General features: G+C 64.8%; 10 protein-coding genes. 8 read left to right on the top strand and 2 right to left on the bottom strand.

The features are described 5' to 3' along the window. Positions 1 to 67: 67 nt before the first annotated feature. A complete protein-coding gene (locus tag QZ634_RS01140) occupies positions 68 to 1,015 on the bottom strand; it encodes a CysB family HTH-type transcriptional regulator (RefSeq protein WP_291984824.1) in 948 nt (315 codons plus the stop codon). Between the two features lie 107 nt (positions 1,016 to 1,122). Here QZ634_RS01140 and QZ634_RS01135 point away from each other — a divergent pair, with 107 nt between their 5' ends. From QZ634_RS01135 to rlmB, 8 genes are all read left to right on the top strand, one after another. Further along, complete coding sequence (locus QZ634_RS01135; protein WP_291987933.1) at positions 1,123 to 1,899, top strand: sulfite exporter TauE/SafE family protein; 777 nt, start codon at positions 1,123 to 1,125, stop codon at positions 1,897 to 1,899. A 64-nt stretch (positions 1,900 to 1,963) separates the two neighbouring features. Further along, on the top strand, positions 1,964 to 3,682 hold the full coding sequence (locus QZ634_RS01130) for a nitrite/sulfite reductase (protein ID WP_291984822.1): 1,719 nt from the start codon (positions 1,964 to 1,966) through the stop codon (positions 3,680 to 3,682). Further along, the gene (locus QZ634_RS01125) at positions 3,675 to 4,202 is read left to right on the top strand and encodes a DUF934 domain-containing protein (RefSeq protein WP_291984820.1); all 528 of its coding nucleotides are present in this window, start codon (positions 3,675 to 3,677) and stop codon (positions 4,200 to 4,202) included. Before QZ634_RS01130 ends, QZ634_RS01125 begins: the two co-directional genes overlap by 8 nt. Further along, positions 4,199 to 4,924 carry a phosphoadenylyl-sulfate reductase gene (locus QZ634_RS01120; protein WP_291984818.1) on the top strand — a complete coding sequence of 242 codons (726 nt, stop codon included), beginning with the start codon at positions 4,199 to 4,201 and terminating at the stop codon, positions 4,922 to 4,924. Before QZ634_RS01125 ends, QZ634_RS01120 begins: the two co-directional genes overlap by 4 nt. A gap of 42 nt (positions 4,925 to 4,966) precedes the next feature. Continuing rightward, complete coding sequence (gene cysD, locus QZ634_RS01115; protein ID WP_043569499.1) at positions 4,967 to 5,887, top strand: sulfate adenylyltransferase subunit CysD; 921 nt, start codon at positions 4,967 to 4,969, stop codon at positions 5,885 to 5,887. Further along, a complete protein-coding gene (gene cysN, locus QZ634_RS01110) occupies positions 5,887 to 7,194 on the top strand; it encodes a sulfate adenylyltransferase subunit CysN (protein WP_291984816.1) in 1,308 nt (435 codons plus the stop codon). Before cysD ends, cysN begins: the two co-directional genes overlap by 1 nt. Before the next feature lie 129 nt (positions 7,195 to 7,323). Next, a complete protein-coding gene (locus tag QZ634_RS01105; protein ID WP_291984814.1) occupies positions 7,324 to 8,400 on the top strand; it encodes a carboxysome shell carbonic anhydrase domain-containg protein in 1,077 nt (358 codons plus the stop codon). Between the two features lie 94 nt (positions 8,401 to 8,494). After that, the gene (rlmB, locus tag QZ634_RS01100; RefSeq protein ID WP_291984812.1) at positions 8,495 to 9,277 is read left to right on the top strand and encodes a 23S rRNA (guanosine(2251)-2'-O)-methyltransferase RlmB; all 783 of its coding nucleotides are present in this window, start codon (positions 8,495 to 8,497) and stop codon (positions 9,275 to 9,277) included. On the opposite strand, the gene QZ634_RS01095 is transcribed toward rlmB, so the two are convergent. After that, complete coding sequence (locus tag QZ634_RS01095; protein WP_291984810.1) at positions 9,274 to 11,535, bottom strand: polysaccharide biosynthesis tyrosine autokinase; 2,262 nt, start codon at positions 11,533 to 11,535, stop codon at positions 9,274 to 9,276. The two genes, rlmB and QZ634_RS01095, sit on opposite strands and share 4 nt — an antisense overlap. Positions 11,536 to 11,653: the final 118 nt, after the last annotated feature.

Raw genomic sequence — 11,653 nt, 5'->3', positions numbered from 1 at the left:
GGCAACGCGCCGCCAGTCAACCTGGCTGCGCAATTCAAGGCCAGCAGAACACCCGAAAATCGCCGCTTTACAGCTGATACTCGGCGTCCGGCCGCGCACCGGCAATCGCCATATCGACCGCCTTTCGCGTCAGCTGCGGCGCAAACAGTTCGATGAATTCGTATTCGTAGCGACGGATGTGGTTGCCGCGGCGCAGCCCGATGCGCGTGGTGTTCGAACCAAAGAGGTGTTCGGCGGGCAGCGCCTGCAGACCGGCGTCACGGGCCGCATCGAAAGCCATGCTGGCGATGATGCCCAGGCCCAGGCCCAGGCTGACGTAGGTCTTGATGACGTCGGCGTCGATGGCGGTGAGCACGACGTTGGGTGTCAACTGCGCCAGCTCGAAGGCCTTGTTGATCCGCGAGCGACCGGCGAAGGCAGAGTCGTAGGTGATCAGCGGCCAGCGTGCCAGCGACGTCAGCGATAAGGACTTCTCGCCAAGGATGGCGTGCCCGTCGGGAGCGATCACGCAGTGCACCCATTGGTAGCAGGGGAGCATCAGCAACTGCGGGTACTGGTCGAGGGCTTCGGTGGCGATGGCGATGTCGGCCTCGCCTTTCAGCGCCCATTCGGCGATCTGCGTCGGATGACCCTGGCGCAACGACAGCCGCACGCGGGGATGGCGCTCGACGAACTGCTTGACCACGCCGGGAAGCGCGTAGCGCGCCTGCGTGTGCGTCGTGGCGATGACCAGGCTGCCGGAGTCACCGCCGGCATACTCCTCGCCGACGCGACGGATGTTCTCGGCGTCGCGCAGGATGCGCTCGGCGATTTCGAGCACTGCCCTGCCCGGCTCGGTGACCGCCGTAAGGCGCTTGCCACTGCGTTCGAAGACGATCACTCCGAGTTCGTCTTCAAGCAGCTTGATCTGTTTGGAGATTCCCGGCTGCGAGGTATACAGCGCCGCCGCGGCCTCGGACACGTTGAGGCCACGCTGCGCCACTTCGACGAGATAGCGAAGTTGCTGGAGCTTCATTGCCGCCTTTAATTGCTATTGGTTATAACAATCTAACTGAATATTCTTTTTCGATCAAACCACCTGCTGCTACCATGCGCGCTCGTTTCCGCTATGGCTCATTGCTGATGGACTGGATGTTCACCTTGTCGGGCTTTGTCGTTGGCGCCATCGTCGGGCTCACCGGCGTCGGCGGCGGCTCGTTGATGACGCCGCTGCTGGTGCTGGTCTTCGGCGTCCACCCGGCAACGGCAGTCGGTACCGACCTGCTGTACGCGGCAATCACCAAGGCCGGCGGCACCTTCGTGCATGCCAAGAAGGGCCACGTCGACTGGCGCATCACGCGCCTGCTGGCGAGCGGCAGCATTCCGGCCGCGCTGCTCACCGTCTGGGGGCTGTCGTTCCTGCCCAAGCAGAGCGCCGAGGTTTCGCACGTCATTTCGGTCTCGCTGGGGATCGCCCTGCTGCTCACCGCCGGTGCGATCATCTTCCGCCACCAGCTGCAGACCCACGCGCTCGCACACGCCGACGACGGTGCGCACACACAACTGCGGGCGCCGATCACCGTCGCCTTCGGCGCGCTGCTCGGTGTCCTGGTCACCGTGTCATCGGTCGGTGCCGGCGCACTCGGCGTCGCCGTGCTGTTCTACCTTTACCCCAGGCTGCCGACGATCCGCATCATCGGCAGCGATGTCGCGCACGCCGTGCCGCTGACCCTGGTCGCCGGCCTCGGTCACTGGCTGCTCGGCAGCATCGACTGGTCGCTGCTCGGCAGCCTGCTGCTGGGCTCGCTGCCCGGGATCTGGCTCGGCAGCCACGCCTCGGCAAAAGTCCCGGACCGTATTCTTCGCCCCATTCTGGCGTGCATGCTGCTATTGATCGGCGGCAAGCTGATCGCCCAGTAGATGCCCGTGCCCGGCCTGGCCCACGCAATGGCAGGCATGGCTTCATTCATATAAGGAGCGACCCATGTATCGCTACGACAGTACTGACCAACAACTGATCAACGAGCGGGTAAGCCAGTATCGCGGCCAGATGGAGCGTCATCTGGCCGGCGAACTCTCGGAAGACGAGCTGCGTCCGCTGCGCCTGCAGAACGGGCTGTACATCCAGCGGCACGGCCCGATGCTGCGTATCGCCATCCCCTACGGCATGCTCTCGTCGGCGCAGCTGCGCAAACTGGCCGAAATCTCGCGCCGCTACGACCGCGCTGTCGGGCACTTCACGACCCGCCAGAACATGCAGCTCAACTGGCCGCAATTCGAGGAAACGCCGGAAATCCTGGCCGAGCTGGCGAGCGTCGAAATGCACGCCGTGCAAACCTCTGGCAACTGTATCCGCAACATCACCAGCGATCACTTTGCCGGCGTCGCGCCGGATGAACTGGTCGACCCGCGCCCGTACTGCGAACTGCTGCGCCAATGGTCGACTTTCCATCCGGAATTCGCCTTCCTGCCGCGCAAGTTCAAGATTGCCGTCAATGCCGCGGCGCAGGACCGCGCAGTGATCCGGGCGCACGACATTGGCCTCGAGGTGGTCAGCGACGAGCGCGGCGAGATCGGCTTCAAGGTCCTCGTCGGCGGCGGTCTCGGGCGCACGCCGATCCTCGGCAAGGTGGTTCGCGAGTTTCTGCCGCGCCGGCACATCCTCTCCTACCTGGAAGCCATCCTGCGCCTTTACAACCGCTACGGTCGCCGCGACAACATGTACAAGGCGCGCATCAAGATTCTCGTCCAGGCACTCGGGATCGAGGAGTTTGCGCGCCAGGTGGAAGCCGAGTGGGCGCATCTGCGCGACGGCGAGACGACGGTCACCGACGCCGAGTTCGACCGTATCGCGCGCCATTTCGTGCCGCCGGCCTGGGAGACGCTGACCGCCGAAGACCCCGTGCATAGTGCCCGTCTGCATACCGACAAGGCCTTCGCCAACTGGGTCAAGCGCTGCGTGCACGCCCACAAGACCCCGGGTTACGCCGCCGTGACGCTGTCGCTGAAGGCGCCGGGAGTCGCTCCCGGCGACATCAGCGACGTCCAGATGGTCGCCGTCGCCGACCTTGCCGATCGCTTCAGCTTCGGCGAACTGCGCGTCAGCCACGAACAGAACGTGATTCTCGCCGACGTCAGGCTGGGCGACCTGCATGAAGTCTGGCAGATTGCGCGCAGCCAACGCCTGGCAACCGCCAACATCGGTCTGCTGACCGACATGATCTGCTGCCCCGGCGGCGACCTCTGCGCCCTGGCCAACGCGCGCTCGCTACCGATCGCCGAGGCGGTGAACGACAGGTTCGACGACCTCGACTATCTCTACGACATTGGCGACATCTCGCTCAACATCTCCGGCTGCATGAACTCCTGCGGCCACCATCACGTCGCCAACATCGGCATCCTGGGCGTCGACAAGAACGACGAGGAGTGGTATCAGATCACCGTCGGCGGCCAGCAGGGCAACGGCGCGACGATCGGCAAGGTCATCGGCCCCTCGTTCTATGCGCAGGAAGTGCCGGAGGTCATCGAGGCGCTGATCGCCGTCTATCTCGAACAGCGCACCGCCAGCGAGCGCTTCATCGACACCTGGCAGCGGGTCGGTGTCGAGCCCTTCAAGGCGCGCGCCTACGCCGGCCGCGACCGTCGCCGAACCGCCAAGGTCGCCGGCAAGGACAGCAACGCAAAGGAAATCGTCAATGCCTAGGATCATCAAGAACACGCAGATCGTCGACGACCACTGGCAGGTGCTGACGCTGGCCGAGGGCGAGACGCCGGAAAGCGTCACCCTGCCTGACGAACCGACGCTGCTGCCGCTGGCCGTGTGGCTCGCGCGCAGGGACGGGATCGTCGCCGCCAGCCTACCCATTGGCGTCTGGCTCGACGCCGGCGAGGGCCCGGAAGCGCTGGCTGACGACCTCGACCGATTGGCCGTGATCGGCGTCAATTTCCCGAAGTTCACCGACGGCCGCAGCTACTCGAGCGCCCGTCTGCTGCGCGAGCGCTACGCCTACAAAGGCGAGATTCGCGCCCTCGGCGACGTCCAGCAGGATCAGCTGTTCTTCATGCGCCGCTGCGGGATCGACGCCTACGCACTGCGCGCCGACAAGGACCTCGAAAAAGCGCTTGCCGGCCTGGCGGTGTTCAGCGACACCTACCAGGCGGCGGTCGACCAGCCGCAACCGCTCTTCCGGCGGCGCCCGGAAGACGGCAAGGAGGCGGCATGAACCACCTCGGCAAGCTCGACGACCCGGCGCTGCTCGACGCGCTGGCGAGCAAGGTCGCCGACGCGCGGCGCCTGCTGCGCGATATCGCCGACGACTTCTCGCCAGCGGCGTTCGCCAGCAGTCTCGGTGGCGAAGACATGGTGCTCACCGACCTCATCGTCCGTGATGCACTCGCCATCGAGATCTTCTCGCTCGATACCGGCCGCCTGCCGGCCGAGACCTATGCGCTGATCGCCAAGGTGAAGAGTCACTACGGCCTGGCGCTGCGCCTGTACTATCCACGCCACGATCTGGCCGAAGCCTGGACGCGCGAGAACGGCATCGACGCTTTCTACGAGTCGGTGGAGCTGCGCAAGGGTTGCTGCCATTTCCGCAAGGTCGAACCGCTGCAGCGCGCGCTGGCCGGCCGCAAGGCCTGGATCACCGGCATGCGCGCGCAGCAATCAGCGACCCGCGAAGGCTTGCCGGTGCGTAGCTTCGACCCTGGCAGCGGTGGTTTGGAGAAATTCAACCCGCTCACTGCGTGGAGCGAACGCGAAGTCTGGGCCTACCTCAAGCAGAACCAGGTGCCGTACAACGCCCTGCACGACCAGTTCTACCCGAGCATCGGCTGCGCGCCGTGCACGCGCGCCATCACGCCCGGAGAAGATGTGCGCGCCGGCCGCTGGTGGTGGGAGAATCCGGAATCGAAGGAATGCGGCTTGCACATCAAGCGCGCCTGACACCCGCCAAGACAAACAATCGATGAATCACACAGGTCAACCATGAGCAGCGCAGCACTCTCAAGTGTCACCCTATCCCATCTCGACTGGCTCGAATCCGAGGCCATCCACATCATGCGCGAGGTCGCCGGCCAGTGCAGCAACCCGGTGCTGCTCTTTTCCGGCGGCAAGGACTCGATCTGCATGCTGCGCATCGCCGAGAAAGCTTTCCGCCCGGGCCGCTTCCCGTTCCCGCTGATGCACATCGATACCGGCCACAACTACCGGGAAGTCACCGCTTTCCGCGACCAGCGCGCCGCCGAACTCGGCGAGCGGCTGATCGTTCGCTCGCTCGAAGACTCGATGGCACGCGGCACGGTGGTGCTGAAATCGGCCGACGAACCGCGCAACAAACACCAGTCGGTGACGCTGCTCGAAGCGATCGAGGAATTTGGCTTCGACGCCTGCATCGGCGGTGCGCGCCGCGACGAGGAAAAGGCACGCGCCAAGGAACGGATTTTTTCCTTCCGCGACGAATTCGGCCAGTGGGACCCGAAGAACCAGCGCCCCGAGCTCTGGGATCTCTACAACGCACGCAGTTTCAAGGGTGAAAACATTCGTGTCTTCCCGATCTCGAACTGGACCGAAATCGACGTCTGGCAATACATCGAACGCGAGCAACTGGCACTGCCGTCGATCTATTTTGCCCACCGCCGCCCCATCGTTCGCCGCAGCGGCGGCCTGCTGCCGGTGACCGCGGTGACACCGGTCAAGCCCGGCGACGTGGTCGAGGAAATGATGGTTCGCTTTCGCACCGTCGGCGACATCACCTGCACCGCGCCGGTCGAGTCGGAAGCCGACAGCGTCGCGGCGATCATCGCCGAGACGGCAATCACGACGATCACCGAGCGTGGCGCAACCCGCCTCGACGACCAGACCTCGGACGCGTCGATGGAGCAACGCAAGAAGGAAGGCTATTTCTGATGTCCGCAATCGACCCCATTGAACCCATGCAAGCATTCTCCCTGGAAGACGTCCCCGACAACGGCCTGCTGCGCTTTCTGACCTGCGGCAGCGTCGATGACGGCAAGAGCACGCTCATCGGCCGCCTGCTCTACGACAGCAAGACGATCCTCGCCGACACCCTGCACGCCATCCAGCGCACGTCCGAAAAGCGCGGCCTCGACGTCGTCGACCTGTCGCTGCTCACCGACGGCCTGCAGGCCGAGCGCGAACAGGGAATCACCATCGACGTCGCCTACCGCTACTTCACCACCGGCACGCGCAAGTACATCATCGCCGACGCCCCGGGCCACGAGCAGTACACGCGCAACATGGTCACCGCCGCGTCGACAGCCGACCTGGCGATCATCCTCATCGACGCCCGCAAGGGTGTTCTCGCGCAGACCCGCCGCCACTCCTATATTGCGCACCTGCTGGGTATCCCGCACGTCGTCGTGGCGGTGAACAAGATGGACCTGGTCGACTACTCACCGGACGTCTTCGCACGCATCAAGGCCGACTACCTGGCCTTTGCCGGCAAGCTGGGAATCAAAGATGTACGCTTCATGCCGATGTCGGCGCTGCACGGCGACATGATCGTCGAGCGCGGCGAACGCCTCGACTGGTACGCGGGGCCGAGTCTGATCGAGGTCCTCGAAACGGTGCCGGCGGTGCATAGCGCGCACGCCGAGAAATTCCGCTTCCCGGTGCAATACGTGTGCCGTCCGCAGGATTCGGCCAACCCGGAGCTGCACGACTACCGCGGCTTCATGGGCCGTGTCGAGTCCGGCGAGCTGGCCATCGGCGACGCGGTGACGGTGCTGCCCTCGGGGCTGGAAACACGCGTCAGGGACATCCAGGTTCTCGCCGAATCGGTGCCGCGTGCAGTCGCCGAGCAGTCGGTGACCATTCTGCTCGACGACGAGATCGACATCTCGCGCGGCGACATGATCGTCAAGAGCGGCGAACTGCCGATGGTCAGCAAGCAGATCGACGCCATGCTCTGCTGGCTGGCGGAAGCGCCGCTCGACCCGCGCCGAAAGTACCTCATTCGTCATACCACGCGCGACAGCAAGGCGATGCTCGCCGGCATCGATTACCGGATCGACATCAACACCATGGAACGGCAGGCTTCCGAGCGCCTGGCGATGAACGACATCGCCCGCGTGCGCTTCAAACTGGCGCAACCGATCTTCGCCGACCCCTACGCGGAGAGCCGCGGCACCGGCGCCTTCATCGTCATCGACGAGTCGTCGAACAACACCATCGGCGCCGGCATGATCGTCTGATCGGCACGCTTCGCGGCAGCGTTTGACCTGAACGCCGACGCCACCGATACTTCATAGCGTTCAGCGGTGTACGGGTCGCTGAAACGTCCGGTCGCCGCGCGACCGTTTCTTCGCGAGGCTGCTGCGGCCATGGATATTCACGGAAAGCCGATCGCCGAACGCATCGACTGGCTGTTCGGTCTGGCCGACCGCCATGCGGCGATGTACCGCAGCCCGGAAGCCTGGTTGGCCCGCCAGCGCTATCAGGCCGAGCACCCGACGGCAATCGCCGTCCTCAAGTGCATGGACGGGCGCATCAACATCCCGGTGGCGACCAACACGCCGGTCGGCCTGCTGATGCCCTTTCGCAACCTCGGCGGAATCTTCGACCTTGGCTGGCCGCACCTCGGCGAGGTGCTCGCCCACCATGTCCAGCGCGTGGTCAGCGCCGGTCGGCATGTGCTCTTCCTGGTCACCTACCACTATTCGCAAGGCGAGCCGAAGCGCGGTTGCGCGGGCTTCGACTACGACACGGCGGCGGCGATCGCCCACACCTACGAGATACGCCGCCAGGTCGAACACATTTTCGGCGGCGATCATGCGACCGTCTATCCGCTGGTCTGTGGTTTCGAAACCGACGAGGATGCCCTGGTGATCCACGGCACGGCGGGCGAGCAGCTGCACCTGGCGAACCTGACGGCCGCCGACCGGACGACGCTCGAGCAGCGCCTCGCCGCCCTGCTGCCCGACATGCCGGCACAGATGCGCGCCGATCTGCTGCCACTGCTGCACGGCAATCTCGAACATATCGAGAGCGTACGCTCGCAGATCCGCAGTCGCGAGCGCCTGCTGGACATCGAGCACCGCGAGTGGACGATCTGTCTGGGTCGCGGTTTCGACTTCCTGCACACGCCCAACGTGGCCTTGATCATCGGCCCCTACAGCCCCAACCTGGACGTTCCGATCCGCAGGGCGGCCGGCATCATCGAGGCCAACATGCAGGCCGGACGCATCCCGGACGATGGTTTTCTGCTCCTGGCGTCGGTACCGTACGAGGAGATCGGCGTCGACCGCGCCCGTGCCGAGCTCAAGTCGAGCTTCCTGTCGAGCTTCGCCGCCGACGTCATTCGCCGTGAATTTCCCCGCCTGGGCGGGCAGATGACGACGCGCACGGCAGTCCTCGACTGGCGCTCGCGAACGTTGGAGGCGATCGCCAGCAAGCAGTAGCCGAGTTGGCCGGCCGCCGAGCCGTGGCCAGCGAACCGACAGCGAGGCGGCAAACTGTTAGAATCGCGCCCTTTCCCTGTCGGCCTTGCCTACCATGTCCCAGAATTCACGCCTGATCTTCGGTTTTCATTCGACGCTCGCCAAACTGCGTCACGACCCCGGTGCGATACGTGAAATCTACGTCGACGCGGCGCGCCATGACGCCCGCCTGCGTGATCTGGTTCGCCACGCGGAGTTCGCCACGGTGCGCGTGCTGCCGGTGGACAGCGCACGCCTGCAGGCCATGGCGCCTGGCGCCCGCCACCAGGGAGTGATCGCCACCGTCGACGCGGCGCAGCGACACGTGACACTCGACGACGTTCTCGACACCCTTGACGAACCGGCCTTCCTGCTCGTTCTCGACGGCATTCAGGATCCGCACAACCTCGGTGCCTGCCTGCGGGTGGCCGACGCCGTCGGCGCGCACGCGGTGATCGCCCCCAAGGATCGCGCGGTCGGCTTGACGCAGACGGCGGTGAAGGTGGCCAGCGGCGCCGCCGAAACGGTGCCCTACGTCACGGTGACCAATCTTGCGCGCACCCTGCGCGAGTTGAAGGAACGGGAAATCTGGGTCGTCGGCACCGATGCCGACGCCAGCGACGACCTCTATACCGCCCAATGGCCAACGGCCTGCGCCTGGGTGCTCGGCGCCGAGGGCGACGGCCTGCGCCGCCTGACCCGTGAAACCTGCGACCAACTGGTGAACATCCCGATGCTCGGCTCGGTGGCCAGCCTCAACGTCTCGGTGGCCACCGGCGTATGCCTCTACGAGGCACGCCGCCGGCGCGCGCCGGCCAGTACTCCGGGCCCCCTCCCGAGCCCCGGTCCCAGCGCCTAAGTCTTGTACGAGTAACGGTAGACGTAGCCCTTGTAGCCGTAGCGGTAACGCTGGCGGCTGACATTTAGATCGTTGAAGACGAAGCCCTTGACCTCGACGCCGGCCTGATTGAGGCGCTTGACCGCCTGCTCGAGTTCGCGGATCGGGTGTTTTCCTGAGCGGGCGACCATCAGCGTGGCGCCAACATGACGACCGATGATCGCCGCATCGGAAACCGCCAGCACCGGCGGCGCATCGACGATCACCGTGTCGAAACGTTCGCCGAGTGCGCTCAGCAGCGTGGCAAAGCGCTCGTGCATCAGCAGTTCGGAAGGATTCGGGGGAATCTGGCCGGTCGACACCACACACAGATTGGCCACAGAGGTCGTTTTAAGAACGGCGTCCAGCGTAGCCTGCCCGGCGACGTACTCGGAGACGCCCAGCGCGCGCTCCCTGCCGAACTCCTTGTGGATATGCCCGCGGCGCAGGTCGGCATCGACGATCACCACGCGCTTGCCGACCTGTGCCAGCACGACGCCCAGGTTCTTGGAAATGAAGCTCTTGCCCAGACCGGGGCTCGATCCGGTGATCAACAGCGAGTTGCGTTGTGCGTCAAGCAGCGCGAAGTGGAGCGTTGTGCGCAAGCCGCGCAGGCTCTCGACGGCGTCGTCTTCCGGAAAGGAGACGGCCAGCAATTCGCCGACGCCGGATTTTGCTCGGCGCTGCAAATCGATTTCCATCTTGCTATGCGGCACCGTTGCATAGACCGGCAGGCCGAGCTGGGACTCGATGATTTCCGGGTCCTCGACGACCACGCGCAGCGCCCGTAGCAGCCAGATGATGACCATGCTGAACAGCACGCCGAGGAGCAGCGCAATGCCCAGAATGGCAATCGGCTTGGCGCCGACCGGCTCGCGACCGACGGCCGCGGAATCGATGATGCGCACGTCGCCAACGGTCCCGGCCTTCGACACGCGCAACTGCTGGGCGGTATTGAGCAGCTCGGTATACAGTCGATTCGAGACCTCGACGTCACGCGCCAGGCGCAGAACCGTCTGCTGCGTATCGGGCAAGGCGGCCACGTCGGCGTCAAAGGACTTGCGGCGCTCAGTGAGACGCTGCAGCTTGTTGTCCACCGCCTGAATCCTGGGGTGTTCGGGAGTGAAGTGCTGGCGCAGTTCGTCACGCTCCTGCTTGAGCAGTACGGCGGCGTTTTCGACCTCGACCAGGGACTTCAGCACGCCTTGCGTTTCCAGGCTCAAATCGAGCGAGCCGCGACTCTGACGATAGTTGTTGTACGCCGCCTCGGCGCTGTCGACCTGTGTCTTGAGCGCAGGCAGCTGGGTTTCTAGAAAGGCCAGCGTCTTCTCGGCTTCGGCCGAACGGCGTTCGACGTTCTGGCGAAGGTAGGTATTCATGATGTCGTCGAGGACGATACCGATCTGCTCCGGATCGCCACCCGTCAGGCTGAGCTCGAGGAGACTCGATTTCTTGCCGCGCTCCTTGACCGAGTAGTTCCTGCGCAGATTGTCCACCGCGGTTTCGGCGGAGAGTTTCATCAGCCGGAAGCGTGTCCCTGGGCGCGCCTTGAGCTGGGCAACGAAAATGGAGTAATCCTGGCCACTGGCACGTGTTCCGACCTGGCCCTTGAGGACAGACTGCCCGTCCCCATCCATCACTTCGAAGCCACCCCCGTCACCGGCGACCAGGGTCAGCTGCATGTCCAGCGCTTGTGCCGGAACCTCGAGCGAATCGACCTGGATGCGATCGCCGCCCCAGGAGAAACTCGACAAACCCAGCCACGGCGAATTCGGATCGTCACCGTCGTAGCGCCGGCTCAGCGCACCGCCAATCAACGGAAATGTCCGGGGAACGGCAACGATGTCCAGCTTGAGCTTCTTGACCACCCGGCCAAGGACCATCCGCGAGCTGAGAATCTCGAGTTCCGCGGATACGCTCGTCTCTTCGCCGAGCAAGGGCTGCAAGGCCTTGAGAGAGCCCATTCCGGAACTCTTCTCTTCGACCTGCAAGAGGCCATCCGCCCGGTAGATCGGCTTGGCGACAAACACCCAGGCCAGGCCGAGGACGAGGGCAAACAGGGTCACCGCGGCAATCAGCCAGCGATAATCCATGAGCACGGCGATGATCTCGCCAAGCGCCAGTCCCTCGTCGTCGTCTTCCGAGGACGTCTGCTGCAGCGACTGCGTTGGCGCCTGAGCGCCGGACCGGCCGGCGGCACCGGCCGTATTGAAGGAGGTCTGTGACTGGTCGTTATCCATCGATCGTCCGTGGTTGCCGCCACCAGCTATGTGGCGACGCGCTATGGGGTGTCAAGTAGGTTGGCGGGTTTCTGCCGCTGGCTTGTGCAGCCAGCGGACCACCCGCGAAAAAGTCCGG

The sequence above is a fragment of the Candidatus Accumulibacter sp. ACC007 genome (assembly GCF_907163205.1).
Lineage (GTDB): Bacteria > Pseudomonadota > Gammaproteobacteria > Burkholderiales > Rhodocyclaceae > Accumulibacter > Accumulibacter regalis.
This window is presented reverse-complemented; position numbering and strand designations above follow the sequence as displayed.

Excerpts from the sequence above, each read along its gene's own strand:
- QZ634_RS01140 (WP_291984824.1), bottom strand. The coding sequence starts at position 1,015 with ATGAAGCTCCAGCAACTTCGCTATCTCGTCGAAGTGGCGCAGCGTGGC.
- QZ634_RS01135 (WP_291987933.1), top strand. The coding sequence starts at position 1,123 with ATGGACTGGATGTTCACCTTGTCGGGCTTTGTCGTTGGCGCCATCGTC.
- QZ634_RS01130 (WP_291984822.1), top strand. The coding sequence starts at position 1,964 with ATGTATCGCTACGACAGTACTGACCAACAACTGATCAACGAGCGGGTA.
- QZ634_RS01125 (WP_291984820.1), top strand. The coding sequence starts at position 3,675 with ATGCCTAGGATCATCAAGAACACGCAGATCGTCGACGACCACTGGCAG.
- QZ634_RS01120 (WP_291984818.1), top strand. The coding sequence starts at position 4,199 with ATGAACCACCTCGGCAAGCTCGACGACCCGGCGCTGCTCGACGCGCTG.
- cysD (WP_043569499.1), top strand. The coding sequence starts at position 4,967 with ATGAGCAGCGCAGCACTCTCAAGTGTCACCCTATCCCATCTCGACTGG.
- cysN (WP_291984816.1), top strand. The coding sequence starts at position 5,887 with ATGTCCGCAATCGACCCCATTGAACCCATGCAAGCATTCTCCCTGGAA.
- QZ634_RS01105 (WP_291984814.1), top strand. The coding sequence starts at position 7,324 with ATGGATATTCACGGAAAGCCGATCGCCGAACGCATCGACTGGCTGTTC.
- rlmB (WP_291984812.1), top strand. The coding sequence starts at position 8,495 with ATGTCCCAGAATTCACGCCTGATCTTCGGTTTTCATTCGACGCTCGCC.
- QZ634_RS01095 (WP_291984810.1), bottom strand. The coding sequence starts at position 11,535 with ATGGATAACGACCAGTCACAGACCTCCTTCAATACGGCCGGTGCCGCC.